Annotated in this window: 24 protein-coding genes; 18 read left to right on the top strand and 6 right to left on the bottom strand. The window is 67.6% G+C overall.

Features of this window, described 5'->3' with window-relative positions:
* Positions 1–2 precede the first annotated feature (2 nt).
* Positions 3–839: an alpha/beta hydrolase gene (locus BLT16_RS16960; protein ID WP_089659681.1), complete on the top strand. Its 837-nt coding sequence runs from the start codon at positions 3–5 to the stop codon at positions 837–839.
* On the opposite strand, the gene BLT16_RS16955 is transcribed toward BLT16_RS16960, so the two are convergent.
* Positions 830–1,774, bottom strand: a complete 945-nt coding sequence (locus BLT16_RS16955) for an ABC transporter substrate-binding protein (protein WP_089659680.1) — start codon at positions 1,772–1,774, stop codon at positions 830–832. The two genes, BLT16_RS16960 and BLT16_RS16955, sit on opposite strands and share 10 nt — an antisense overlap.
* Positions 1,775–1,934: 160 nt before the next feature.
* Here BLT16_RS16955 and BLT16_RS16950 point away from each other — a divergent pair, with 160 nt between their 5' ends.
* Positions 1,935–2,918, top strand: coding sequence for a GlxA family transcriptional regulator (locus tag BLT16_RS16950; protein WP_089659679.1), 984 nt, complete (start codon positions 1,935–1,937; stop codon positions 2,916–2,918).
* Between the two features lie 78 nt (positions 2,919–2,996).
* Positions 2,997–4,238 (top strand): TauD/TfdA family dioxygenase, encoded by a 1,242-nt coding sequence (locus BLT16_RS16945; RefSeq protein ID WP_089659678.1) that lies wholly within the window; start codon positions 2,997–2,999, stop codon positions 4,236–4,238.
* Here BLT16_RS16945 and BLT16_RS16940 read toward each other — a convergent pair.
* Positions 4,235–5,239 carry a GlxA family transcriptional regulator gene (locus tag BLT16_RS16940; RefSeq protein ID WP_089659677.1) on the bottom strand — a complete coding sequence of 335 codons (1,005 nt, stop codon included), beginning with the start codon at positions 5,237–5,239 and terminating at the stop codon, positions 4,235–4,237. The two genes, BLT16_RS16945 and BLT16_RS16940, sit on opposite strands and share 4 nt — an antisense overlap.
* A 115-nt stretch (positions 5,240–5,354) precedes the next feature.
* Here BLT16_RS16940 and tmpA point away from each other — a divergent pair, with 115 nt between their 5' ends.
* The 12 genes from tmpA (at position 5,355) to BLT16_RS16880 (ending at position 17,364) form a co-directional block, all read left to right on the top strand.
* Positions 5,355–6,467 carry a 2-trimethylaminoethylphosphonate dioxygenase gene (gene tmpA / locus BLT16_RS16935; protein WP_089659676.1) on the top strand — a complete coding sequence of 371 codons (1,113 nt, stop codon included), beginning with the start codon at positions 5,355–5,357 and terminating at the stop codon, positions 6,465–6,467.
* Positions 6,464–7,057 carry an HD domain-containing protein gene (locus BLT16_RS16930; RefSeq protein ID WP_089659675.1) on the top strand — a complete coding sequence of 198 codons (594 nt, stop codon included), beginning with the start codon at positions 6,464–6,466 and terminating at the stop codon, positions 7,055–7,057. Before tmpA ends, BLT16_RS16930 begins: the two co-directional genes overlap by 4 nt.
* A gap of 2 nt (positions 7,058–7,059) precedes the next feature.
* A complete protein-coding gene (locus tag BLT16_RS16925; RefSeq protein ID WP_089659674.1) occupies positions 7,060–8,667 on the top strand; it encodes a 5-guanidino-2-oxopentanoate decarboxylase in 1,608 nt (535 codons plus the stop codon).
* Positions 8,668–8,688: 21 nt separating this feature from the next.
* Positions 8,689–9,633 carry a glycine betaine ABC transporter substrate-binding protein gene (locus tag BLT16_RS16920; protein WP_089659673.1) on the top strand — a complete coding sequence of 315 codons (945 nt, stop codon included), beginning with the start codon at positions 8,689–8,691 and terminating at the stop codon, positions 9,631–9,633.
* A 55-nt stretch (positions 9,634–9,688) separates the two neighbouring features.
* Entirely contained in the window at positions 9,689–10,915 is a 1,227-nt protein-coding gene (locus BLT16_RS16915) for a pyridoxal phosphate-dependent aminotransferase (RefSeq protein WP_089659672.1), read from the top strand.
* A complete protein-coding gene (locus BLT16_RS16910; protein ID WP_089659671.1) occupies positions 10,912–11,709 on the top strand; it encodes an ATP-binding cassette domain-containing protein in 798 nt (265 codons plus the stop codon). The genes BLT16_RS16915 and BLT16_RS16910 overlap by 4 nt, the downstream gene beginning before the upstream one ends.
* 33 nt (positions 11,710–11,742) lie before the next feature.
* A complete protein-coding gene (locus BLT16_RS16905; protein WP_089659670.1) occupies positions 11,743–12,516 on the top strand; it encodes a transporter substrate-binding domain-containing protein in 774 nt (257 codons plus the stop codon).
* A 77-nt stretch (positions 12,517–12,593) separates the two neighbouring features.
* Positions 12,594–13,301, top strand: coding sequence for an ABC transporter permease (locus BLT16_RS16900; RefSeq protein ID WP_089659669.1), 708 nt, complete (start codon positions 12,594–12,596; stop codon positions 13,299–13,301).
* A gap of 1 nt (position 13,302) precedes the next feature.
* Positions 13,303–14,028 (top strand): ABC transporter permease subunit, encoded by a 726-nt coding sequence (locus tag BLT16_RS16895; protein ID WP_089659668.1) that lies wholly within the window; start codon positions 13,303–13,305, stop codon positions 14,026–14,028.
* Between the two features lie 180 nt (positions 14,029–14,208).
* A complete protein-coding gene (locus tag BLT16_RS16890; RefSeq protein WP_089659667.1) occupies positions 14,209–15,195 on the top strand; it encodes a tripartite tricarboxylate transporter substrate-binding protein in 987 nt (328 codons plus the stop codon).
* Positions 15,196–15,255: 60 nt separating this feature from the next.
* Entirely contained in the window at positions 15,256–15,756 is a 501-nt protein-coding gene (locus tag BLT16_RS16885) for a tripartite tricarboxylate transporter TctB family protein (protein WP_089659666.1), read from the top strand.
* Positions 15,757–15,795: 39 nt separating this feature from the next.
* Positions 15,796–17,364, top strand: coding sequence for a tripartite tricarboxylate transporter permease (locus tag BLT16_RS16880; protein WP_089659665.1), 1,569 nt, complete (start codon positions 15,796–15,798; stop codon positions 17,362–17,364).
* Between the two features lie 114 nt (positions 17,365–17,478).
* Here the strand turns inward: BLT16_RS16880 and BLT16_RS16875 are convergent, their stop codons facing one another.
* Genes BLT16_RS16875 through BLT16_RS16865 form a run of 3 tightly spaced genes read right to left on the bottom strand, consistent with a single transcriptional unit; the run spans position 17,479 to position 20,305 of the window.
* The gene (locus BLT16_RS16875) at positions 17,479–18,462 is read right to left on the bottom strand and encodes a GlxA family transcriptional regulator (RefSeq protein ID WP_089659664.1); all 984 of its coding nucleotides are present in this window, start codon (positions 18,460–18,462) and stop codon (positions 17,479–17,481) included.
* 34 nt (positions 18,463–18,496) lie between these two features.
* Positions 18,497–20,071, bottom strand: a complete 1,575-nt coding sequence (locus BLT16_RS16870) for a phospholipase D family protein (RefSeq protein ID WP_245701733.1) — start codon at positions 20,069–20,071, stop codon at positions 18,497–18,499.
* Positions 20,072–20,077: 6 nt separating this feature from the next.
* A complete protein-coding gene (locus BLT16_RS16865; protein ID WP_089659663.1) occupies positions 20,078–20,305 on the bottom strand; it encodes a hypothetical protein in 228 nt (75 codons plus the stop codon).
* Between the two features lie 134 nt (positions 20,306–20,439).
* Between BLT16_RS16865 and BLT16_RS16860 the strand changes: the two genes are divergently transcribed.
* Both BLT16_RS16860 and rapA read left to right on the top strand, forming a co-directional pair.
* Positions 20,440–21,240 carry a TlpA disulfide reductase family protein gene (locus tag BLT16_RS16860; RefSeq protein ID WP_089659662.1) on the top strand — a complete coding sequence of 267 codons (801 nt, stop codon included), beginning with the start codon at positions 20,440–20,442 and terminating at the stop codon, positions 21,238–21,240.
* A 135-nt stretch (positions 21,241–21,375) separates the two neighbouring features.
* Positions 21,376–24,324 carry an RNA polymerase-associated protein RapA gene (rapA, locus tag BLT16_RS16855; protein WP_089659661.1) on the top strand — a complete coding sequence of 983 codons (2,949 nt, stop codon included), beginning with the start codon at positions 21,376–21,378 and terminating at the stop codon, positions 24,322–24,324.
* A gap of 16 nt (positions 24,325–24,340) precedes the next feature.
* Here rapA and BLT16_RS16850 read toward each other — a convergent pair whose 3' ends face one another.
* Positions 24,341–25,261 carry a TIGR01777 family oxidoreductase gene (locus tag BLT16_RS16850; RefSeq protein ID WP_089659660.1) on the bottom strand — a complete coding sequence of 307 codons (921 nt, stop codon included), beginning with the start codon at positions 25,259–25,261 and terminating at the stop codon, positions 24,341–24,343.
* A gap of 108 nt (positions 25,262–25,369) precedes the next feature.
* Here BLT16_RS16850 and BLT16_RS16845 point away from each other — a divergent pair, with 108 nt between their 5' ends.
* Complete coding sequence (locus tag BLT16_RS16845) at positions 25,370–26,422, top strand: NAD(P)/FAD-dependent oxidoreductase (RefSeq protein ID WP_245701732.1); 1,053 nt, start codon at positions 25,370–25,372, stop codon at positions 26,420–26,422.
* Positions 26,423–26,503 lie beyond the last annotated feature (81 nt).

The following is a 26,503-nucleotide window of genomic DNA, read 5'->3' as shown; positions in this document are numbered from 1 at the left end:
GCATGAACATCGACACCTTCATCCAACGCTTCGCTACCGGCTTGGACGAGCTTGGCGCGTTTACCCCAGCGGCAGCGAGGCCCCACTACGACGCACTCTGTGCCGTCTTTGCGCCTGCCGACCCGCCAGACATGGCCATTAGCGACGACGGTATGGCCGGTGTGGCGGTACGCCGCTTCACGCCACGAGCGTGCCTGCCTGGGCGAGTGCTCTTCGTGCATGGCGGCGGCTTTACCATTGGCTCCGTACGCAGCCATCACGGCATCGCCGCCAGCCTCGCCGAACAGCTGGGCCGCGAGGTCATCAGCGTGGATTACCGCCTGGTGCCGGAGGTCGACTATGCCAGCATGCTCGACGACTGCCAGTCGGTGTCCGAGGCCATTGCGCCGGTGGCCTGGGTGGGTGACAGCGCCGGGGGCCGGCTGGTGATGGATCTGGCTTACCATTGCGCGGCACCACCCGCGCTGGGATTGATCTACCCACCGGTGGGCGGGCTCGACGCCTCGACGCTGGGCCCCGATGCACCGCTGCTGAGTCGCAACGACGTGCTGTCGATTGCCCGCTCATGCCCAGCGGCACTGCCAGGTGCCGCCGAGTCACAACCGCCAGGACCGCACTCGGTCGTGCTGAGCGTGGAGCACGATCCCCTTACGCCAGCGCTGGAAGCCGCCATCCAGCGCTGGCGCGATGCCGGGGCAGTTGTCGACTACCGCTGCGCCTCGGGCATGGTGCATGGCGCCCTGCACGCTCACGCCCTGCTGCCCGAGATGCAAAACGCCTGGCAGGACTTCTGCCAGGCGCTGAAGCGTCATCTTTCGCCACCGAGGCGTCATTCGTAGGCGGCATTCACCGCATCAATGGCGGGTGCCCCGTCACGTGCCTCGACGCCATCCAGCCATTCGGCCACGACGCCGAGATTCGCGCCGATCCAGTCGCGGGCGACCTCATCGGCAGGGCGGTCTTGGTAACTGTAGCCATGCACCCAGTCGTTCTGATCCTCGATATCCACCACGAACTGTGACAGGAAGCGGTGCAGTTGGGGATCCTCGTCAGCCAGGCTGGCAGGCACGATGCTCCACACCGTACTCTCTATCGCAGCGATACCGGCATCGTCGGCATCCTCGAGATAGACCAGGTCAAAGCTGACGTTCATCCAGTGGGGCTCCCAGCCAACGAAGGTCACCCACTCCTGATTGGCCATCATCTGCTCGGCCTGGGCCAGCATCGCCGCCGTGGAGCTTTCACGCAGGTTCCAGTCGCCAAGCCCCGCCCGACCGCCATCGATAGCCTCGAGAATGGCGGTATTGATGCCGGTCCCGGCCTCGATCCCCTGGATTTCCGCGTCGAAACGGTCGCGGTGGTCGTTCAGGTCCGCGACCGACGTGACCCCAGCCTCATAGACATAGCGAGGGACGACCAGGCCTGAGTTGGCACCGCGGATGTTGGAAACCAGCTTCTCGACCTTGCCATCGGCTACCAGCGGCTCGACCATGTCGGTCTGGACCGGATACCAGCCGCCCAGATAGACCTCGAGATCGCCTCCTGTCAGCCCCTCGAGAATCACGCTCACGGCCAGTTCACGCTGACGCGTCTCGTAGCCCATGGCCTGCATCAGCTGAGCCGCCACCTCCGACTTGACGGTAACGCCGGGCCAGGGCGGCACACCCAAGCGCACCTCATCAAGATCGGCCTGCGCCTGGGCAGTAAACAGCAGCGGAGCGATCACGACAGCACGGCACAACACACGCGGTGATAACGCAAACTTAGCGAACATGGGAGCTTGCCTCTTATTGAAAGTGTGCTGCCAGTCTGCCCGGCTCAAGAGAACAAACTTGACGTTACGCGACGCATTACCCACGCTTTACGTCTTTTCTTACATGACCATGGGCTGCCTATGACATCGGCAGCCAAGCGTACGTCGATAGTGGCCAATCATGCGACTCCATTATTCAGGCCCTGAACCCGAGACCATCGGTTTCCTCCTGCTGCCGCGCTTCGCCATGGTGGCGCTGTTCTCCGCCATCGAGCCGCTGCGGATCGCCAATCGCATGGCGGGTCGTGAGCTGTTCCGCTGGCACCTGATCGGACGGGACGGCGCCCCGGTGGAGGCCAGCAACGGCATGCCCCTGGGCGTTGATATGGCCCTGGACCAGACCCCGGATGTCCCCAGCCTGGCGGTCTGCGCCAGCTTCGCTCCCGACGCGGCACTGACCCCAGACCTGCTGGGCTGGCTGCGCGAGCGGGCGGCCCGCGGCTGCGTGCTGGGCGGCATGGATACCGGCTGCGTGGCGCTCGCCGCAGCGGGGTTGCTGGACGACCAGACCGTGACCCTGCACTGGGAGAGCCTGCCAGACTTCCGCCGCCGCTTTCCCCAGGTCGACGCCGTGGAGTCCTTGTTCGAGGTGGACGCGCGGGGCTTCTCCTGCGCCGGCGGCAGCGCCGCCATCGATATGGCTCTGGACCTAGTGGAACGCCGCCATGGCGAGGCGCTAGCGGCACGGGTCAACGCCCAGCTGGTACATGCCCGAGGCCGTCTGCCCGCCAGCCGCCAGCGCCCCGCAGCACCGCCCCATCTGCCCACCGAGCTGCGCCGTGCCATCGGCCTGATGGAGGCCAACCTGGAGTCGCCGCTGGCCATCGCCGACCTTGCCCAGCGCCTGGCGCTCTCCTGGCGCGGCCTGGAGCGCCTGTTCCTGCGCTACCTGGAGCGGCCGCCCCGCGACCACTACCTGGGGCTGCGCCTGGATCACGCCCACGGCTTGCTGCTCGAGACCTCACATCGGGTGCTGGATATCGCCCTGGCCTGCGGTTTCGCCTCCGCCTCCAGTTTTACTCGCGCCTTTCGACAACGCCACGGTGTCACACCCAGCCAGTTGCGACGCCAGCGGGATAGGGCCTGGCTGTCGAATGGTGCATAGTTGGCGTCGAATAGTGCCGCTTTTCCCTTTACCACAGCGGGCAAGCTAAGCCTCTCGACTCACCCTGGAGAGGCCACCATGAACGCGTTTTCGCCCCCGACCCTGCCGCCCACCCCAGACTACGACGCCTGGCCCATCGAGGCCGATATTCGCTCGGTCGACCACGATGCCCGCGTACTGACCCTAAGCTGGAGCGACGGCCGCAAGAGCCGCTATCACAGCATCTGGCTGCGCGAGAACGCCGCCGACGAAAGCACCGTGAACCCGGCGACCCGCGAGCGCATTCTCGACCTCTCCTCCCTGCCCGCCTGGCCAGAGATTGTCGCTGCCGAGATCGATGAGAGCGGCGCGCTCTGCGTCACCTTCGCCCCGGAGCATCGCCATCTACGCTTCCACCCCGGCTGGCTGCGCGCTCACGACTACGACAACGCCGGCGACCCCGAGGCGCCGCTGGTGCCAGTCAGGCGCTGGCACGGTGGCCCCGACGCCAGCCCAGACAGCCTCGATGCCAGCGGCCTGCTCGACACCGAGCCGGCTAGCGAGGCCGAGGAGGCGATTCTCGCCCCGGCGCTGGAGAGCGTGCTGGGCAAGGGGCTGGTGCGCCTGCGCGGCTTGCCCACCGAGCCCGGCTCGCTAGAGGCCATCGCCCGACGCATCGGCCCGCTGCGGCCCACCAACTTCGGCCTGCTGTTCGACGTCAAGGCCAAGCCAAACCCGGACTCCAACGCCTATACCTCCATCGCCCTGCCGCCGCACACCGACCTGCCGACCCGCGAATACCACCCCGGCTTGCAAATGCTGCACTGCCTGGAGAACAGCGTAGAGGGCGGTCAGGCGGTGATGCTCGACGGCTTCGCGGTAGCCGAGGCGCTGCGCCAGCGCGACCCCGATGCCTTCGCCACCCTGACGCGGGTGCACTGGTGCTACGCCAATACCGCCAAGACCAGTGACTACGTCTGGTACTCGCCGATGATCCGCCTCGACGCACATGGCGAGTTGCTCGAGGTGCGCATCGCCGACTTCCTGCGCGGCCCATTGCAGGCGCCCTTCGAGGAAGTGGAGGCTACCTATGACGCCCTGATGACCCTGCAGGCGATGCTGCGCGAGCCGGGCTTCGCCATCCGCTTCACCTATGCGCCCGGTGATCTGGTGATCTTCGACAATCGCCGGCTACTGCATGCCCGCGACGCCTTCGAGGGCACCAGCGGCCACCGCTGGCTGCAGGGCTGCTACATGGAGCGCGACGAGATCCGCTCCCGCTATCGTATGGTGCAGCGCGCCCGGCGCCGGCGTTGGATCGCCGCGAGTCAGCAGGTCTAAAGCGAACCCCGCTCGACGGTGGTACTCGGCGACTCACCGAAGCGGCGCCGATAGGCCCGTGAGAAGTGCGCCGGCTGAGTAAAGCCGGCGGCCAACGCCGCCTGGGTGACGAGGCAGCGGCTATCGGCGAGAATCCGCCGCGCCTGATCGAGGCGCAGACCCAAGTAGCACTGCTTGGGGCTCTCACCGAAGTGAGCCATGAACAGCCGCGTGAGCTGGCGCTGGGACTGGCCCACCAAGCGACATACCTCGGGAATCGGCAGCGCCTGGGCCAGGTTGGCCTCCATCACCGCCAGCGCGCGCACCACCGTGCGCGGCAGCGCCTCGTAGAGGTGGCGCTGGGCCAGCGAGGCCTCGCCCCGGGCCCGCTGGTGAACCAGCTGGCGCCCCACCGCGTTGGCCAGGGCCGGCCCATAGGCCTGTTCGATCCAGTCCAGCATCATGTCGATCCCGGCTGACCCTCCGGAGCCGGTCAGACGCTCGCTGCCGAACTCATAGCGGGCCTGGCTGATCGCCAGGTGCGGAAACTCCTGGCGAAAGGCCGGCACGCTCTCCCAGTGCAGCGCCACCCGATGCCCCTCCAGCACCCCTGCCCGGGCGAGGATGAAGGGCGCCGTATCCAGCCCGCCCAACCAGCCGCCATGGGCGGCAATGCGACGCAGTACCGCCCGCTCCGTTGCCCCCACCGTCAACTCGGCTTCATAGGACGAGACCACCATCAGGCCGGCATCGTCAGCGAGTGTCTCCAGCGCGTCATCCACGTCGATGCGCACGCCGTTGCTGGCCACCACCGACTGACCGGTGGCGGAGCGCAGTCGCCAGGCGAAGAGATTGCGGCCGAAGCGGTTGGCCACCCGCAGCGGCTCGAGCAGACAGAACAGCGTCAGCATCGAGAATTTGGGCACCAGCCATACGTCCAGGGTGTGCTCGGCCTCATCGGGCGTCAGCAGCGGGGGCGAGTCAGGCCGCGGATAGGGCCATTTGTCGGGGTAGGTTTCCATGATGGCTAATAAAATCAATCATACGGCCAATTTTATCAAGTCCGGAGCCGCAACCGCGGATAAGGTAATAAGCACTCGTCCAACGCCAGTGACCGAATCTTGTGGAGACGCCGTCATGACCCACATCAGGCTCCAGTCTGAAGGCCAACGCCTGGTCCTCGACTACCGGGATCAATCGCAGGAGTTCACCGCCCTGTGGCTGCGCGAGCGCAGTCCCGATCCCCAGACCCGGGACCCGCGCACCGGGCAGCGCCTGATCGAGGCCGCCGAGCTGCCGCTGGGCCTGCGCCTGGAGTCGGCGGATAGCGTCGATCACGCCCTGAGGCTGCACTTCAGCGATGGCCACCGCTGCGAGGTCCCGCTGCAGGAGCTGCTCGACGAGGCCGTGGATCCGCCCCAACGCCTCTGGGACGCCGCCAGTGCGCCCGCTCCCCGAGCCGACTTCGCCACCGCCCTGAGCGACGACGGTGCCCTGCTGGCCATGCTCGACGCGCTGCAGCGTGACGGCTTCGTGATGGTCTCCGGGGTCCCCGGCGAAGCGGATGGCATGCGCCCGCTGATCGATCGCATCGGCCCGCTGCGGCGCACCAACTGGGGCGGCATCGCCGACGTCAAGTCGGTGGCCAATGCCTACGACTTGACCATGACCCAGCGTGGCCTCGAACCGCACACCGACAATCCCTACCGGGATCCCATTCCCGGCTATATCTGGCTGCACTGCCTGACCAACGCTGCCGAGGGCGGCGACAGCACCCTGGCCGATGGCTTCATGGCCGCTCGACTGCTGCGCGAGCGCGATCCTGAGGCCTTCGACTGCCTGAGCCGGGTGCGTCCCGGCTTTCGCTACCGCGACGATACCACCCACCTCGAGAGCGAGGGGCCGCTGATCGAGCTGGATAGCCAGGGTGAGCCCATGCGGGTGCGTTACTCCAATCGCACCGAACGGGTGCCGGCTCTTGCCCCCGACGTGCTCGATGCCTACTTCGCCGCGCGCCGCGCCTTCCATGAGCTGATCACCGGCGAGGAGCTGACCCTGCATCTCAAGCTCGATCCGGGGCAGATGCTGATCATCGACAACTATCGGCTGCTGCACGGGCGCCGTGCCTATCAGCTGGCCGGCGGCGTGCGCCACATGCGCCAGGGCTATGTCGACCGTGACAGCACCGCCAGCCGCCGCCGGGTACTGCGCCGCCAGGCCGAGCTTAACGCCCAAGGAGAGTCCGCATGAATCAAGCGCGTTTTCGCCACTTCGGCGAGGCCCAGCGAGACGACTGGGCACTGATCGACGCCCGCTTCCGCGACTACGTCGAGGATGCCCCACGCCGGGTGTTGGCCCATCTGCACAACCTCGCTGGCGACACCCACGGCTACCCGGTGGACCGCTACCAGCACTGCCTGCAGACCGCCACCCGGGCGCTGCGCGACGGCGCGGATGAGGAGATGGTGGTCTGCGCCCTACTCCACGATATCGGCGACGACCTGGCCCCGGCCAACCACGCCGAGGTCGCCGCGGCCATCCTCGAGCCTTTCATCGACCCCCTCAATACCTGGATGATTCGCCACCACGAACTCTTCCAGGGCTACCACTATCGCCACTACTTCGGCCAGGATCGCCACGCCCGCGAACAGTATCGCGACCACCCGGCCTATGTGCGTACCGTGCGCTTCTGTGACGACTGGGACCAAGCCAGCTTCGACCCCGACTACGACACCCTGCCCCTGGAGCACTTCCTGCCGATGGTGGAGCGGGTACTGTGTCGCACACCCCGCGGCGGGCTGCCAGAGCCGCTGCCCGAACACCAGGTGGAGCACGACTGATCATGCCCCAGACCTGTGCCAACTACCTGCTGCGACTGCTGGACGCCTATGGCGTGGACACCGCCTTCGGCATTCCCGGCGTGCATACCATCGAGCTCTACCGCGGCCTGGGCGACAGTCCCATCCGCCACGTCACCCCACGCCATGAGCAGGGCGCCGGCTTCATGGCCGATGGCTACGCGCGGGCCAGCGGCAAGCCCGCGGCCTGCTTCATCATCAGCGGCCCGGGGATGACCAATATCGCCACCGCCATGGGGCAGGCGCTGGCCGACTCGGTGCCCATGCTGGTGATCTCCAGCGTCAACCGTCGCGACACCCTGGGGCGCGGCCAGGGACGGCTGCACGAGCTGCCCTGCCAACAGCAGACCCTGGCCGGCGTCAGCGTGTTCAGCCATACCCTGCTCGACCCGGCGGCGCTGCCGGAAGTGCTGGCGCGCGCCTTCGCTATCTTCCAGAGCGCCCGGCCGGGACCGGTGCATATCGAGATTCCTCTGGACCTGCTGGCCGCCCCCGTGGAGGCCCCGCCACCGCGCCCGCTACGGGTCTACCCGCCGACAGCCCCGGCGGCCGCCATCGCCCAGGCCGCCGACTGGTTGGCCGGGGCCGAGCGCCCCCTGCTGCTGCTGGGCGGCGGCTGCGCCAGCGCCCCGCAGGCCGCCCGCGCCCTGGTCGAACGCTTTCAGGCCCCGGCGCTGACCACCATCAATGCCAAGGGCGTCCTGGGTCAGGATCACCCGCAGGACCTCGGCGCCACCGCCAGCCTGCCCGCCACGCGCCGCCTGGCCGCCGAGGCGGACGTGATCCTGGCGCTGGGTACCGAGCTCGGCGAAACCGACTACGATCTGGTGTTCGATGACGGTTTTCGCCTCGACGGACGGCTGATCCGGGTCGACATCGATCCCCAGCAGCTGGGCCGCAACCAGCCCGCCAACCTGGCCCTGCTGGCCGACGTGGGCCAGGTGATGCACGACCTCGCCGAGGCACTACCACTGCGCGCCGACGACGGCCGCGCCGCGGCGGTGCGCGACGCGCTGGCCCTCGAGGCGGACCCGGAGCTCGTCCCCTATGTGCCGCTCTATGCCACGCTCCGGGCGACGCTGCCCGACGCCATTCTGGTAGGTGACTCCACCGGGCCCGTCTATGCCGGTAACTTTCTTGCCTCGCTGCCGGCGCCACGCCGCTGGTTCAATGCCGCCACCGGCTACGGCACCCTCGGCTACGGCCTGCCGGCGGCGCTCGGTGCTGCCCTGACCTGCCCGGAGCGGCCAGTGGTCGCCCTGGTGGGCGACGGCGGCCTGCAGTTCGTGCTCGGCGAACTGGCCACCGCCCGTGACCTGGACCGCCCCGTGGCAGTAGTGATCTGGAACAACCACGGCTATGACGAAATTCGCCGCTACATGGCCATGCACGAGGTGCCTCAGCTCGGCGTCGATCTGGCGCCGCCGGACTTCGCCGCCCTGGCCGACGCCTACGCCTGTCGCTACCGGGCGCTGGGCGACCCCGCGTCTCTCGGCGAGGCGCTTGCCCACCTCAGCGACGACGACTCACCGCTACTGATCGAGGTGGACGCAGCGGCCTGGATCGCTGCCACGCTAACTTCGCATCGCTAATCGACAACAAGGATCCCTGACATGCGCAACAGCGCCTTACTCACCAGCCTGCCCCTCCTCGGCCTCCTGCTGCCGCTCAACGCGTTCGCCAGCCAGGATGCCAGCGACGAGCTACGCCTTGTGGTACCTCCCTGGCCGGGTGTCACGGTCAAGTCGGAAATTGTCGCCCAGCTGGCAGCGCCTCTAGGCTATCGGGTCGAGGCGCTCGAGGTCAGCTCCACGGTGGGCTACCAGACCCTGCAGAGTGGCGACAGCGATGCCTTTCTTGCCGGCTGGCTCCCCTCCCAGCAGCAGAGCTATGACGCGGCCATGGAGACCGGCAGCATCGTCGACCTTGGCAACAACGTCAGCGGCGCGCGCATGGGTTTCGCGGTACCCGGCTATGTCTATGAGGCAGGCGTAACCCACGCCGAACAGTTGGCCGATCCCGAGATCCGTGAGCGCTTCGGCGCCGAGATCTATTCCATCGAGAGCGGCTCCACGGTCAGCGACCACCTCCACGAAGCCGTCGAGGCCGATACCTACGGCCTCAGCCAATGGAGACTCCGTGAGTCCTCGACGCCAGGCATGCTGGCCGAGGTGGACGCGGCCACGCGTGACCAGAGCTGGATCCTCTTCTACGGCTGGACGCCGCACTGGATGGCGCCGGCATACGACATGCAGATACTCGATGATCCCGCCAGCGTGTTCGGAGAGAACAACGGCGCAAGCGATGTTCGCACCATCGTGGCCCGCGCTTACCATGCGGACAATCCCAACATGATCCGGCTGCTCGACCAGTTTGAACTGACGGCCGACGAGCAGAGTGAGTTCATCCGCGACTTCGGCCTCGAAGAGGGCGAGCTGGAAACCGTCGCCCGCGACTGGCTGCTGGCCAACCCCGAGCGGCTCGAGACCTTCCTGGAGGGTGTCACCACACGCGACGGCGAGCCCGGTCTGGCGGCGGTGCGCGCCAGCCTGAAATAAGGCATCCCTAGCCGGCGTGACACCGGCCCCAGCGTTTCTGACAGTGAGACCCCCTATGCATTATTCCCGACTGACCGACCGCATCGCCGGCGAAGGGGCCGCGGCCTGGGATATCCACTACCGTGCGCTGGCCCGCCAGACCGCCGGCGAGGCGATCACCGTGCTCTCGGTGGGCGATCCCGACTTCGCCACCCCGGCACCCATCGTCGAGAGCGCCGTGGCCAGCCTGCGCGGCGGCGCCACCCACTACCCCGACGTGCAGGGCAAGCTGGCGCTGCGCCAGGCCATCGCCGATGACTACCATCGCCGGGGCCTCGCCGCGGGCCCGGACAACGTCATCGTCATGGCCGGCGCCCAGTGCGGTCTCTACGCCGCCGCCCAGTGCCTGCTCGATCCCGGCGACGAGGTGCTGGTGCCCGAGCCCAGCTACGTCACCTACGAGGCGGTGCTGCGTGCCACCGGTGCCAAGCTGGTGCAGGTGCCGCTGAGCGGCGAGGCGGACTTCCGCCTCGACCCGGCGGCCCTGGAGGCGGCCATCACCCCGCGCACCCGGGCCCTCCTGCTCAACAGCCCCCACAACCCCACCGGCCAGCTGATCGACGCCGAGACCTGGGCGGCGATCGCCGCGCTGTGCCAACGTCACGACCTCTGGCTGATCTCCGACGAGGTCTATGCCGAGCTGATCTTCGAGGGCGAGCACCTGTGCCCCGCCGGCCTGCCTGGGATGGCCGAGCGCAGCGTGGTGATCAGCAGCCTCTCGAAGTCACATGCCATGACCGGCTGGCGCCTGGGCTGGGTACTGGGGCCCAAACCGCTGATCCAGCACCTGACCCACCTGGCGCTGTGCATGCTCTACGGCTGCCCTGACTTCATCCAGGACGCCGCCTGCGACGCCCTGACCACGCCGCCCGCCGAGCTGCAGGCGATGCGCGACGTCTACCGGGGGCGCCGCGATGCCGTCTGCGCGGCGCTGGCCGAGTGTCCGGCGGTGGCGGCGATCCGCCCGCCGGCGGGAATGTTCCTGATGGTGGATATTCGTGCCACCGGCCTCTCCTCCCAGGCCTTCGCCGACCGCCTGCTCGACGAGGAGGGCATCTCGGTGCTCTCCGGCGAGGCCTTCGGGCCCTCGGCAGCAGGCTTCGTGCGCCTCAGCCTGACCGTGGAGGCCGAACGCCTCGCCGACGCCTGTCGACGCCTGGCGGCCTGTGCGGAGCGCGCCCGCGCTGCCGGCGCCTCGCCTGCCCTGTCACCCACCGCGGCCCCGGAGGCCGATTGCCTATGACATCATCACTCGAGCGTTCCCTCCGTCCCCAGGCCGCCACCCCCGCTGCGGTGGTGGCCGACCACCTGATCAAACGCTATGGCGATCTGGAGGTGCTCAAGGGCGTCTCCCTGAGCGTCCCCGAAGGCACCGTCACCTCCATCATCGGCGCCAGCGGCTCGGGCAAGAGCACCCTGCTGCGCTGCATGAACCTGCTGGAACGCCCCGACCGCGGCGACCTGGCGATTGCGGATGAGGCGATTCGCTTCGCCCGCAATCCCCAGGGCGACATCATCGGCCTGGATCGGCGCCAGCTGCAGCGACTGCGCGCCAAGGTGACCATGGTCTTCCAGCAGTTCAATCTCTGGCCCCACCTCAGCGTGCTGGGCAACGTCATCGAGGCCCCCATGCGGGTCAAGAGGCTCTCCCGCCGGCGTGCCATCGCCCTCGGCGAGCACTACCTGGAACGGGTCGGCATGGCCGACAAGCGCGACGCCTACCCCGCCTTCCTCTCCGGCGGCCAGCAGCAGCGGGTGGCCATCGCCCGCGCCCTGGCCATGGAACCGCGCCTGCTGCTCTTCGACGAGCCCACCTCGGCGCTCGACCCAGAGCGTGTCAACGAGGTGCTGGGAGTGATTCGCGGCCTGGCCGATGAGGGCCGCACCATGCTGCTGGTCACCCACGAAATGCACTTCGCCCGCGAAGTCTCCGACCAGCTGGTCTATCTCGACCAGGGGCGCATCGCCGCCTCCGGCACCCCGCAAGACGTCTTCGAGGATCCCCGCTGCCGCCACTTCGTGGCGCCCGCGGCATGAACGCTCCACCAACCATAACGACAGGAGAAGACCATGAAATTCCCCCTGATGATCGCTAGCGCCGCCGTCGCCATGAGCCTCGGTCTCACCGCCCAGGCCGACGCCCCCCTCAAGGTCGGCATCTCCGGCGAGCCCTACCCGCCCTTCACCTACAAGGCCGCCAGCGGCGACTGGACCGGCTTCGAGGTGGAACTGGCCCATGCCATCTGCGACGCCATGGGCCGTGACTGCGAGATCACCCCCACCGGCTGGAGCGGTATCATTCCCTCCCTCAACGCCGGGCGCATCGACATGATCATGAACTCCATGTCGATCACCGAGCAGCGCCAGCGGGTCATCGATTTCACTCGCCCCTACTACTTCACCCCCGGCGCTTATGTCGCCGCCAGCGACCTGACGCTGGACATCCCCGACGACCTGGACGGCCTGGTGATGGGGGTACAGAGCGCTACCACCAACGCCGCCTATGCCCGCCGCGAGCTGCGCGACAGCGGCGTGGATATTCGCCTCTACGACCAGGCGGAACAAGTCAATAATGACCTGCTGGCCGGGCGCCTTGACCTGATCCTCGCCGACGAGATCGCCATGCTGCAGTTCCTCGACCGGGACGAAGCGAGCGACTTCGAAGTCAAGGCCACCGCCCCACACCACGAGGCCTACGGCGAGGGTATCGGCATTGGCCTGCGTCAGGAGGATGACGCTCTGCGCGAAGCGCTCAACGCGGGCATCGCCGCGGTCATCGAGGACGGCACCTGCGGCGAGCTTTCCGAGCAGTACCTGGGCACCGACGTCTGCGTCTACGACTGAATCCTCGACGGCTGCCATGCCCCCCGGCGCCAGCGGCGCCGGGGCACTTCGTTGTGTGACCAAGGAAAGGCTCAACCATGACTGCGATGACACCGGAGGGGCTTGGCGACTGGGCCGGTCCCATCCTGGCCGGGGCCATGACCACGCTGCAGATCGCCGTGCTGGCCTATGCCATTGGCCTGCTGCTGGGGCTGCTTGGCGCCGGCGCCAAACTCAGTCCCTGGGCGCCCCTGCGCGCCCTGGCCACCGCCTACTCGACGCTGATCCGCGCGGTGCCCGAGCTGCTGCTGATCATTCTGCTCTACTATGCCGGCGCCCAGGCCCTGGACGCCCTGCTGGCACGACTCGGTATAGGCGGCGCCGTGCAGATCACCGGCTTCGCCACCGCCGTGGGCGTGCTGGCCTTCGTCCAGGGCGCCTACATGACCGAGGTGTTCCGCGGCGCCATCCTGGCCATCCCTCACGGCCAGCTGGAGGCCGCCGATGCCTATGGCTTCTCGCGCTGGACGCGCTTCCACCGCATCGTGCTGCCGGGGATGCTGCCCAATGCCCTGCCGGGCATGTCCAACCTGTGGCTGATCCTGATCAAGGACACCGCCCTGATCAGCGTGATCGGCTTCTACGAGCTGTTCTTCACCATCCAGCAGGCCGCCGCCAGCAGCCGCGCCTACTTCCTCTTCTACGCCGCCGCCGGCGTCATCTACCTGCTGATGACCCTGACCTCCACGGCGCTGTTCGCCCGCCTCGAGCGTCATGTGCGCCGCGGCCAACCCACGGAGGCCTGAGATGGACTTTTCCTGGCTGAGCGACCCCTTCTACCAGGCCTACCTGTGGGAGGGCTTCGTCAATACCCTGTGGCTGCTGCTGGTCTCGGCGGTGGGCGGTTTGCTCCTCGCCGTGGCGGTGGCCCTGGCCCGGCTGCGCGGCCCGCGGCCCCTGGCCTGGCTGGCCTGGGCCTTTACCACCGTGATTCGCGGCACCCCGCTGCTGGTGCAGCTGTTCTTCTTCTACTATGGGGTGGGCCGGCTGCTGGAGGGGGTCCCGGGCATCCGCGACAGCGTCTTCTGGCCGCTGCTGCGCGACCCCTTCTTCTTCGGCGCCCTGACCTTCATCCTCAGCGTCGGCGCCTACGCCGGCGAAGTGATCCGCGGTGCCATGCAGAGCGTGCCCCGCGGCGAGCTGGAGGCCGGCCGCGCCTTCGGCCTCTCCGGCTTCCAGGTGCTCTATCGGCTGTGGCTGCCGCGAGCCATCCAGCTCTGCCTGCCGACCCTGACCGGCGAGATGATCCTGCTGCTCAAGTCAGTACCGCTGGTCTCCACCATCGCCCTGATGGACTTGCTGCAGGCGGCCAATATCATTCGCGACGAGACCTTCCTGGTCTACGAGCCGCTGCTGCTGATCGCCGGTATCTACCTGGCCACCACCATCGTGCTGACCCTGTTGCTACGCCTGGTGGAGCTGAACTTCCCCGGCATGCGCCCGACCCGGCGCCGCTGGCTGCCGCTTCGTTAAACAAGCAGTGGGATTACGCCATAGCAGGCTCGGAAGGCACGGGCGAAACTCGAGCTGGCGGTGAAGTCGCACGCCGCTGGCCAACCCCGACGCGGCTGACTAGCCTGAAAAAGGCAGCTCTTGCGTTCGCTTTTACGGACGCTAGGGCTCCCCTCCAATCGACAAGAAACGGAGAAGATCATGCCTGCTTACGCCACGCGCTTTTCGTCACTGCTGCGCAGCGGCCTACTCGCCCTGGCGGCCTCCTGCCTGGCGCTTTCTCCCATGGCCCAGGCCGATGGCCACGGCGACTGGCCCGAGCGCGATATCGATTTCATCATTCCGTTCGGCGCCGGCGGTGGCAGCGACGCCTGGGCACGCACCATTTCTACCGGCGCCCAGGAGCATTTCGGCGTCGGCTGGAATCTGCAGAATCGCCCCGGTGCCGGTGCCACCCTCGCCTGGGAATACCTTCTGGATCAGCCCGCCGATGGCTACACCGCCATGCTTTCCAGCCCGACCCCGGTGATGACGGCGCTGATGGAAGACGACCCGCTGGTCGACCCCCTGGACTTCAAGGCAGCCGCGTATATCTCTGCCTTTCGCTCCTTGATCGTTGCCAGCAACGACAGCCCCATGGCGGACTGGGACGGGCTCAAGGCGGCCGCCGAGGATAGCCCGGTGGTGATCGCCGGCACCAACGCCCTGCTGGCCGGGGTGGCCAATATCTTCGACCAGGCCGGTCTCGAGGCCGTCTATGTGCCCTACAGCTCCACCGGCGAAGCGGTCAGCGACTTTCTGGGCGGTCATGTCGACCTGCTCGCGGCCACCGCGTCTACGGCGCTCGGTATCGTCCCTGAACGCGGTACCGTGGTAATGAATACCAGCGATATTGCGCTGCCCGAGGACGTCGAGGAGCAGCTGGGTGGCAATGTCCCCATCGCCGCCGATTTCGACTTTGAGGGCATGCGCTTCCCGCGCCCGATCGGCTTTCATCCCGATACCCCCGACGCAGTCGTCGCCGAGTTCTCGCGCCGGCTGGAAACGCTGCTGACCGAGGACGAGAGCGTTCCCGCCATGCTCGACCGAATGGGGGAGGAGGTCATCTTCATGGGCTTCCCCGAGGCCAACGAGGATTACGTTCGGCTGGTCGAACGCATGCGCACCGCCATCGAGCTGCTCGACTAATCCAAGGTAACGCGGCAGTGACCCGGGGTGGGTCCCTGCCGCCCTTTCGGGAGCCACGCCATGCAGCGCAAGCCAAGCCGCCGAGCACCGGCAGGATGGTGGCGTACCAACCAGGCGCTGGGACTCGGCATTGCGATTGCCGTTGCCGTGCTGTTCGCCTATCTCTGGCAGCAGGACTGGTATCACCGCGAACAGCGTGATGGGTTCATCCTCGGCTTTTTTCCTGGACTGGGGCTTGCCGCCATGCTGGTGACCGCCCTGGCGCTCACCCTCGACCGGTGGCGCCACACCGTGGTCGAAGAAATCGCCACGCTGGATTGGCGCGACCTGCTCTGGGCGGTGGTGCTCAGCGCCGCCGCCCTGAGCCTGTATGCGCTGATGGAACCGCTGGGCATGCTGCTGCCCATCGCCCTGTTCCTGGCGCTGATGATGCTGCTGCTGGGGCTTCGCCCCTGGTACCTCGCGGCGGGTCTGGCCGCCGCCATCGCGCTGATCATCCTGGCCGTGTTCACGCTGCTGGGTATCCGCCTCCCCGGCGCCTTCCTGCCGCTGCTGATCTGATCTCCGGCAGCCAAGGGGCCACCCCGACGGAGCCGATCCATGTTTCAACCCGATGCCTTTATCGAGGCCCTATACCTGGTGCTCAACTGGAACACCCTGATGTGGCTGACCATCGGCGTGTTCGTCGGGGTGGGCCTGGGCGCGATACCCGGCCTGACCACCTCCACCGGGGTCGCCTTGATGCTGCCGCTGACCTTCACCCTGGACATCACCGGCGCCCTGGGCCTGGTCATCGGCCTCTACAAGGGCGCACTGTTCGGCGGCTCGATCTCGGCCATCAGCTTCGCCACCCCCGGCGCGCCGGACTCCGCCGCCACGGTCTTCGATGGCTACCGCATGACCCAGAAGGGCCAGGGACGCAAGGCGCTGCTGACATCGCTCTACTCCTCGGTGACCGCCGACTCCCTCTCCGACGTGCTGGTGATCCTGATCGCCCCGATGATGGCACTGGCGGCGCTGCAGTTCGGCCCCGCCGAGCGCACCTGGCTGATGGTGGTGGCCATCGCCCTACTGGGGGCCCTCTCGGGCAAGCACGTGGCCAAGGGCCTGTTCGCCGCCGCCATCGGGCTCTATATCGGTACCATCGGCTCCGACCCCATGGGCGGCGCTTCACGCAACACCTTCGGCCTGGCCTGGCTGCGCGACGGCATTAGCCTGGTGCCACTGATCATCGGCCTGTTCGCCATGAGCCGCATGCTGGAGCAGGCCGTCGAGCTGATCCATGAGTCGCGCCTGGGCCACAAGGTCGAGCGCAAGATGAACGACCTGTTCAGCAACAAGGAAGACACCCTGACCTTTCGCGAATACCTGAGCAACTGGCGCGAGATGAGCATCGGCCTGGGCGTCGGCAGTTTTGTCGGCATGCTCCCGGGGTTGGGGGCCACAGTGGCCTCGTTTCTCGCCTACGGGATCGCCAAGCGCCTACTGCCTCACAAGCGGCTCGGAACCGGGGTGATGGGCGGCGTGGCCGCCGCCGAGTCCGGCAACAACGCCACCGCCGGCCCCACCCTGGTCCCGCTGCTGGCCTTCGGCATCCCGGGTAGCGCTACCGCAGCGCTGATCGGCGGTGCCCTGCTGCTGCAGGGCATTACGCCCAGCCCGCGCATGTTCGAACTGCATGCCGATGTCATCTATGCCCTCTTCACCATCCTGATCCTGGCCAACCTCTTCAATCTGGTGATCGGGCGGGGGTTCGCCTTCTTCTATGCCAAGCTGGGCGGACTGCCCAAGCCGGTGCTGGTGCCAACCATCATGGTGCTGGCGGTGATCGGCAGCTTTGCCACCCAGGGCAACCCCTACGACGTGGGGGTCATGCTGTTCTTCGGCTTCGTCGGCTTCTTCATGCGCCGCTTCGGTATCCCCGAGGCGCCGCTGATCATCACCTTCCTGATCGCCCCCATGCTCGAGGAGAGCATGCGCCGGGCGGTGCTGATCAGCGGCGGCGACTGGCTGGGCGGCCTGCTCAACAGTCCGCTGAGCCTTATCCTGATGGGGCTCGCCGTGCTGGTGCTGGTGCTCTCATACCGCATGCGCTTCTCGGAGCGACTCGAGGCCATGGCCCACGAGCAGGATAGCCAAGGCGCCGCCGATGACGATGCAACGCGTTGATTACGGCGGCCTGAACTCGCCACGTGAAAGTCGATGCCGCTGCTGCCGCTTCGCTAGACAAGCCGTGGAATCATGCTGACCGAGCGATTGATCGATACGCTTGCCGGGCCCGGCTCAGGCGCCGCGGCGCCTGTCGGGATCGTGGCGCATCTCCCGCGGCGATACGCCATAGCAGGCTCGGAAGGCGCGGGCGAAACTCGAGCTGGAGGTGAATCCACAGGCGAGCCCCGCCGCGAGCACGTCGAGGTCGGTCTCCTCGAGCAGTTGCCTGGCGCGCTCTAGCCGTCGCCGCAGGTACCACTGGCGCGGCGAGGTGGCGAGATGCTGTTCGAACAGGCGCTGCAGCTGGCGCGGCGAGACACCGCTGCGGCGTGCCACCTCGGCGAGGCTCAGCGGCTCCTCGAGGTGGCGCTCGATCAGCGCCACGGCCTCTATCAGGCGGCGATTGTGCGTCCCCAGGCGGCGCACCAGCGACATGCGCTGCTGGTCATCGCGGGTGCGCATGCGCTCATGCACCAGCTGCTCGGAGACGTCGATGGCCAGCTTGGTGCCATGGCGCCGGGCGATCACCTCCAGCGCCATGTCCATGGCCGCGGCCCCGCCGGCGCAGGAGAAGCGCCGCGAGCCGAGCTCGAACAGCTCGTCGGAGGTGGCGATCGCTGGGAAGCGCTCGCGAAAGGCCGGCAGGCTCTCCCAGTGCAGCGTCACCCGCTCGCCGCCGAGCAGCCCCGCCGCAGCGAGCAGGAAGCAGCCGGTATCGAGCCCACCCAGCACACAGCCGGCCTGGTCGAGGTGGTGCAACCAGGCCAGCAGCGGGCGCTTGAGGTGCTGTTCCGGCGCAAAGCCGCTGCACACCGCCAACGAGGGCACGTCATGTACCTCGCCCATGGCCCGATCGACGAGCAGGGTCATGCCGTTGGAGGCGGTGACCGGCTCACCGTCCTCGCTGATCAACGTCCAGTCGAACAGCGGCCTGCCGCTGAGGCGGTTGGCAATGCGCAGCGGCTCCACCGCGGCGAAGAAGGCCATCATCGAGAAGTCCGGCAACAGCAGGTAGCCGACGGTTTCGGGTAGCGCACCGCGGTAATCGAGTCGCAATCGTTCCTCCTCCCGGTGGGCGCCCAACAGGCGTCTAGAGCCAGTCCTCGAGGCGCAGTGCCCGACTGCTCCAGGCCCCCAGCCGGCGCAGCCAACTGCCCGGCTCGCGGCGCAGCACCTCGGACTGGTCGGCGTTATCGGTATGCCACTCGAGGCCGCCGGCTTCATCCAGGCCCACGGAATAGCTCAGGGCCGGGCTCATGCCCAGCTCGGCCAACGCCCACAGCTCGCGATTGAGGGTCTCACTCTCCACCAGCACCCCCACCTCGCTGTTCCACCAGATCGAGCGCGGATCGATATTGTAACTACCCACGAACAGCTGATCATGGTCGAAGCCCAGCGCCTTGATATGCAGGCTCGACGAGGAGGCCCCCGGCACCCCGAGGCTGGCGGCTTGCTGATGGTCGGCACGCAGTTCGTAAAGCCGTACGCCGCTGGCCAGCAGCTCGGGCCGATAGCCGGCATAGGCGCCGTGCACCGGCGGCACGTCGGTGGCCTCCAGCGAGTTGGTGATCACCGCCACCTCGACCCCATCTCGCGCCAGGCGCTGCAGCTGGGCGGCGCCCTGTCGGGTAGGAATGAAGTAGGCGGAGATGATCAGCAGCCGCTGCTCGAGGGCGTCGATGATCTCGACCAGGTCCGCGGTGAGGGTCTCCTCCAGGGCCGGACGTCCGCGCCCCGCCAGCTTGGCGGGCGGGTCCCACAGCGCGCGTCCCGGCGCCCAGGTCAGCGGCGCCAGCAGCGACTCGGGGGACGCATCGGCAAAGCGCTGGCGCAGCGCCACCAGGTAGGGCGAGTCGTGACGCTGGGCCTCGAGCCATACCGCCAGATCGTCGCGCAGCTCGCGCCAGGCGTTAGGCTCGGCCTGGCGGAATCGCGCCAGCGGCAGCGCCAGGTGATGGCGCCAGTAATCATCGAAACTACGCGACAGATCGCGTGCCACCGGCCCCACCGCCAGCAGGTCGAGGTCAGCGAAATTGCGCTGTTCATCGGCGTTGAAGTATTCGTCGCCGAGGTTGCGCCCGCCGGTGATCGCCACCAGGCCATCGCTAAGCCACAGCTTGTTGTGCATGCGGCGATGCTGACGACGCAGGTCGGCGGCCATCATCACGCCGCGACTCAGCAGGGTGCCACGCCCGCGCAGCAGCGGATTGAACAGCCGCACCTCCACCTGCGGGTGGCTGTCGATGGCGGCCAGCAATGCTTCGTTGTTGAGGCTGGCCAGATCGTCTAACAGCAGCCGTACCCGGACGCCGCGCTCGGCGGCCTCCAGCATGCGTACCAGGAGTACCCGCGAGGTAAGGCCATCGTCGGCGATGTAGGTCTGCACGTCGAGGGTGCGCTCACTGCTGGCCAACAAGGCGGCGCGCAGGGCGAAGGATTCATCGCCGTCAACCAGCAGCCGGAAGCCGCTGTGCTCGGGCACCTGCTGCGCGGTATGTTGCTCGGCCACCCAGCCGCCCAGCGCGGTCTCCTCGGCCTCGTGCAGCGGCAGGGCCCAGGAGTGGCTGCGCACCACCGGCGTCGGCGCGCACCCCGCCAGCAGCAGACAGCCGACCAGCAGCGATGTCAGGACGAGACGCGCGACGACATTGGCGCGACCAATCACCGCAGGTCACTCGTCATGCTGCTGCGCCATCTGCCGTTTGCGTCGCTTGTTGCGTCGGTAGAGCCGCGCCAGCGCAATGCCTAGTGCCACGACCACCATCAGCGCCAGGGTCACGCCCTGCCAGGCGCGGGCAGCGTCGCCGAGCAGCGTTTCGAGGGTGATGATGACGATGAAGCCAAGCGCCTGGCTGGCAATCGCCAGGGCGCGCAGGATATCGAAGGCAGGCTTGGCCATGTGCAGCTCCGGGGGTGACAGTCGAGCGATGCAACAGTACGCTTCTAGCGCATGATGCTACGCGTCCCTAGTGTAACAGTGGCCGCACAGCGTCGCTGCCCCCTGCCGCTGTCCTGACCTGTGGAGCCCGCCGGATGGATGCCATCGCCATTGGCCCAGTACTGCTTTCCCTACCTCGTCTGTATGCCTTCGGCGCAGGCCTGGTCCTGCTGTTGACGAGCCTGGTGCTGCTCGGCCTGCCCAAGGGCACTCATGCCCGCTGGTTCAACACCCTGGTGATCGTGTGGCTGGTCGGCGCACGCCTCGGCTACGTGTTCACGCATCCCGAGGCCTATGCCGAGGCACCGCTGGACATCGTCAAGTTCTGGCAACCCGGCTTTCACGGCCTGTGGGGACTGCTGGCGGCGCTGATCTGGACCGCCTGGGCGCTGCGCGCTCACCTGATCAAAATGCTCGGCGGCATGGCGCTGGTGATCGGCAGCTCGGCGCTGTGGCTTGCGGTAGTGACCATCTCCCCGTTGGGAGGAGAAATCGCCCTGCGCGAGCTGCCCGACCTGACCCTGGATAACCTCGACGGCGAGCCGGTCACCCTGAGTGCCATCGAGGACGACCTGGTGATCGTCAACCTGTGGGCCACCTGGTGCCCGCCGTGCCTGCGCGAAATGCCGCTGCTGGTCGATGCGGACCAACGCGACGGCGTCAGCGTGGTCATCGCCAACCAGGGCGAGGACCTGATGCAGGCCATGCGCTATCTCGATGAGCAGGAGTTCGTGCTCAGCTATCCGCTGCTCGACCCGCACCAGGAGCTGACCGTGCTCACCGAGTCGCCGGGGCTGCCCACCACCCTGCTGTTCGACGCCGACGGCCGCGTCCTCGAGCAGCATATCGGCGAACTTACCCGCGCCCAGCTCGACGGCTGGCTAGACCGCCACTAGCGCACGCATCGTCAGCCCGGACGACGATCAGCGCTTAAGTGCCGCGCCCGTTTCCGTTACCATACCGCGCCCCGCTGGCGTCATGACCTGCCGTCGTGACGCCGGGGCGCGTTTTCGTTGAGCATCCGAGGCATCATGAGCGAATTTTCTCCCGGTCAGCGCTGGATCAGTGACGGCGAAGCCGAGCTGGGCCTGGGCACCATCCTGAACGTCGACTTCCGTAGCGTCACCGTGCTGTTCAGTGCCAGTCAGGAAACCCGAACCTACAGCGTGCGCCAGGCGCCGCTGACCCGTGTGGCTTTCGCCCCCGGCGATCGCGTGCAGTCCGCCGAGGGCTGGCAGATGATCGTCGACGACAGCAAGGAGGTCGACGGCCTGGTGGTCTATATCGGCGAGGACGACGAGGGCAACCTGCGCGAGCTGCCCGAAGCGCGCCTCGCCGACAGCATGCAGTTCGACCAGGCCCGCGACCGCCTGCTGACCGGCCAGGTCGACCGCAACGACTGGTTCGACCTGCGCTTTCGCACCCTGCACCACCATCAGCGCATCGAGCAGAACCCGGCGCTGGGCCTGGCCGGCCCCAAGATCGATCTGATCCCGCACCAGCTGTATATCGCCGACGAAGTGGCCCGACGCCACGCCCCGCGGGTGCTACTGGCCGACGAAGTGGGCCTGGGCAAGACCATCGAGGCCGGGCTGATCCTGCACCGCCTGCTGCTCACCGGCCGCGCCGAGCGGGCGCTGATCCTGGTCCCCGACAGCCTCACCCACCAGTGGCTGGTCGAGCTGCTGCGCCGCTTCGCCCTCGACGTGCGGCTGCTCGACGAGCACCAGAGCCTGGCGCATCTCGATGGCAACCCCTTCGAGTCGGCGCAGTTGATCCTGGCCAGCCAGCAGTGGCTATTCGCTAACCCGCAGCGCCAGACCCAGGCGCAGTCCTGCGATTGGGACCTGCTGATCGTCGACGAGGCCCACCACCTCGACTGGCAGCCTGAGAAGACCGGCCCTGGCTACGCCTGCGTCGAGGCGCTGGCGGCCCGTACCGAAGGGGTGCTGCTGCTCACCGCCACCCCCGAGCAGATGGGCGTGGAGAGCCACTTCGCGCGCCTGCGCCTGCTCGACCCCGAGCGCTATCAGGACCTCGAGCACTTCAAGGCCGAAGAGCACGGCTATGCCCGCGTCGCCGAGGCGGTAGACGCCCTCGAACGTCTCGCCGAGAACGACTCAGCCAGTACAGCCGACCGCGACGGCGTGGCGGCGGTGATCGATGACGCCGACAGCCAGGCGCTGCTGGCAGTGCTCACTTCTCCCGAAAGCAGCGACGAGCAGCGCCAGGTGGCGCGCCGTGAGCTGCGTGAGCAGCTGCTCGACCGCCACGGCACCGGACGGGTGATGTTCCGCAACAGCCGTCGCCACGTCGGCGGTTTTCCATCGCGCCAGCTGCACGTCACGCCGTTGGCGCTGCCCTCGGCGTATCGTCGCGTGCTGCGCCGCCTCGAGCGCGACGAGGACTACCTCGACGAGCTGCTGATCGAGACCGGGCTCGACCACCCCGAGGTGGTGCTCTACCTCGACGCCATGTATCGCGCCCTGCCCCACGATCCGCTCAACGAGGAGCCGTGGTGGCGCATCGACCCGCGCGTCACCTGGCTGCTCGAGCTGCTCACCGAGGTTGGCCGCGACAAGCTGCTGGTGATCGCCCACGACCGCGACACCGCCACTGACCTGGCCAAGGCGCTGCAGGCGCTGGGCGGCATCCATGCCCCGGTGTTCCACGAAGGACTGTCGCTAGTGGAACGCGACCGTGCCGCGGCGGCGTTCGCCGATGATGAGGAGGACGGCTGCCAGGTCCTGGTATGCTCGGAGATCGGCTCCGAGGGCCGCAACTTCCAGTTCTGTCGCCACCTGGTGATGTTCGACCTGCCGCTGCATCCCGACCAGCTCGAGCAGCGCATCGGCCGCCTCGACCGCATTGGCCAGCGCCACGCCATCGAACTCCATGTGCCGGTGTTCGAAGCCAGTCCCGGCGAGCGTCTGCTGCGCTGGTACCGCGACGGCATGGACGCCTTCAGTGCCCCCCACGGCGTCGGCAGCGACCTGTTCGCGGCCTTTGGCGACGCCCTGGCCGACGCCCTGCTCGACGAAGAGAGCCTTGCCGAGGTAATCGACGAGACCCGCACGCTGTTTCAGGCGCGGCTCGCCGAGCGCGATGCCGGCCGCAACCGCCTGCTGGAATGGGGCGCCTGTCGCCCGGCCCAAGCCGACGCGGTAATCGATGCCATCCGCGAACTCGACCACGACAAGGCGCTGCCGCGCTACCTCGACCAGGCGATGGATATCTTCGGCGTGGATAGTCAGGAGCTCGGCGGCCGGGTCATGCACCTGCAGCCGAGCCAGCACATGCTCGACGGCCTGCCCGGGCTGGTGAAGGGCGAAGAGGGCTTCTCGGCGACCCTGTCGCGGACGGTGGCGCTGACCCGCGACGATGTCCAGCGACTCTCCTGGGAACATCCGCTGCTGCGCGAAATGATGGGGCGTATCCTCGACGGCCAGATGGGCAATACCGCCCTGGCGCTGCTCAAGCATCCAGCGATTCCCGCCGGCCGGCTGATGACCGAGCTGGTGTTCCGCACCCACTGCCCGGCGCCCAAGCGGCTGCACCTCAACCGCTTCCTGCCAGCCACCGCGGTGCGCGTGCTACTCGACGAGTCCGGCGCCAACCTCTCCGACAAGGTCTCGTTCAGCGGACTGTCCAAGAACCTGCAGAAGGTCAAGAAGGCAGTCGCCCGCGATCTGATCAAGAGCCGCCACGATCAGCTGCGTGAACTACTGGCTCAGGGTGAAGCCGAAGCCGAGCGCGAGCTACCCAGCATTGTCGAGGCGGCCCAGACCCGTATGCGCGACACGCTTGACGCCGAACTGGCGCGGCTGAAGGCGCTGGCCGAACGCAACCCGGCCGTGCGCGCCGATGAACTTCAGGCCCTGATCGACGAACGCAGCGCCCTCGACGCGGCGATCGAAGGCACCCGCCTGAGGCTCGATGCGGTGCGCGTGATCGTGACCGTCGACCACGACAGCCGCTGAACCGGCTCGGCGGCGTTCAGTCGAGGATTGCCGCCAGCGCCTTGTCCAGGGTCGGATAGGTGAAAGTGAATCCGGCCGCTTCCAGGCGCGCCGGGCGCATGTCGGCGCCGGTCAGCAGTAACTGCGACATCTCGCCAAAGGCGGCCTTGAGCACCACTGCCGGCACCGGGAAGATCGCCGGACGCCCCAGCTGTCGCGCCAGTGCTCGGCTAAAGGCGGCATTGGTCACCGGATGCGGCGCCGAGCCGTTGAAGGGCCCCTCCAGCTCATCGCGTTCGAGCAGAAACTCGATGGCCCGCACCAGATCCTCGCGATGCACCCAGGGCATGAACTGGCGCCCATCGCCGAAACGCCCGCCCAACCCCAGCTTGAACGGCGGCAGCATCTTCTGCAGGCTGCCACCGCCCTGGTCGAGCACCAGCCCAATGCGCAGCAGCGCAACCCGGGTGCCGTGCTCCGTCGCCCCCCGCGCCACGCTCTCCCAGCGCTCGCAAAGCCGATGCGCAAATTCGTCATGGGGGACCGTCTCCTCGGTGACCGGCTGCTGGCCGGGCTCTCCCTGTTTTGGCTGGGCGCCGTAGAAGCCCATCGCCGACGCCGATACCAGCACCCGAGGTGCCTGACCGCTAGCCGCCAGCTTGGCGCACAGCATCACCAGATCCTGGGTAACGTCGACCCGCGAGTCGATCAGGCGGCGCTTCTGCTCATCACTCCAGCGCTTGGCGGCAATCGACTCACCGGCCAGGTTGACCAGCGCCTCGGGGGTCGCCTCGAGAGACTCCAATACGTTGCCGATGACCTGGGTACCCGCCGGCAACCGCCGGCGGGCGGCGTCCGGGTCGCGAGACACCACCATCAGCTCGTGCCCGGCCTCCGCCAGTCGCTGGCACAGCCGCTGCCCAACGAAACCGCTGCCGCCGGTGATCAAGATGCGCATGGCCAAGCTCCCTTTTCCGAGTCAATGATAGGTTTGCCACAAGTTATACAACTCTTGTACCACACCTGATAATCTAACGGACATCCTTTCAACGACATGGATAACGCCATGCCTCCGTCTCTTTCAAGCATAGCGGTGATCGGCGCCGGCATCGCCGGCCTCAGCTGTGCACGCACGTTGCGCGCCGCTGGCCACACAGTCACCGTGTTCGACAAAAGCCGCGGCCCCGGCGGCCGCCTCTCCAGTCGTCGCGCCCCAGGCGCCATCGTCGACCTCGGCGCCCAGTACTTCACCGCCCGCGATCCGCTCTTTCAGGCCGAGCTGACCCACTGGCTCGATCGTGGCCTGGTTCGCCCCTGGCCCACATCGCTGTGGCGTATCGACGCCCAGGGTTGGCAGCCACACCGCGATACCCACCCGCGATACTGTGCCGTACCACGCATGAGTGCACTCACCCGCCACCTAGCCGAGGGCCTCGAGCTGGTCAGCGAGGCACGCATCGTCGACCTCGAGCGGCGGCCGAGCGGCTGGTATCTCCAGGACGATCGGCAGCATCGTTACGGCCCCTTTCAGCGCCTGGCCATCAGCGCTCCGGCGCCTCAGGCCGAAGCGCTGGTGGCGGCACACGACGCCGTCCTGGCCAAGGCGTGCCACCGCGTCGAGCAATTAGCCTGCTGGGCCGGCTATGCGCTGTTCGATACCCCGCTGCCCAACCTCGAGGGGGTCGAGCGCGACTGGCAGGCGGCATTCGTCAATCACGGTCCGCTGCGCTTCGTGGCGCGCAACGATCATAAGCCGGGCCGCGGCGAACAGGGCGAGAGCCTGACCCTGCTGGCCACCGCCGAATGGAGCCAGACATGGCTGGAACAGCCCGCCGAGCGGGTCGCCGACGCCCTCTATGCGGCTCTGCGCGAGCTACTACCGGCCAGTGTCCAGCCTGCGGCTCCACGGCTGCTGGCAGCACACCGCTGGCGCTATGCCCAACCGCTTAGTGGCGCAGCGGGTCCCGGCTTCCGTCTCGGCCAGGATGGCCTTGCACTGTGCGGGGACGGCTGGTTGGGTCCGCGGGTCGAAGACGCCTGGTGCTCCGGTCATCGCCTCGCCCAGCGCTGGCTTGCCATGCCCCAGCGTGATCATGCTGCCAGCCGCTCCCAACGTTGATATAGCGAGTCTCGCTGTCGGTCAGCGGCAAGGCTAGAATAGCCTCGCTTTATACAGGGGCATTGCCCTGTACAATATTTT

It is taken from the genome of Franzmannia pantelleriensis (assembly GCF_900102875.1).
GTDB lineage: Bacteria > Pseudomonadota > Gammaproteobacteria > Pseudomonadales > Halomonadaceae > Franzmannia > Franzmannia pantelleriensis.
This window is presented reverse-complemented; position numbering and strand designations above follow the sequence as displayed.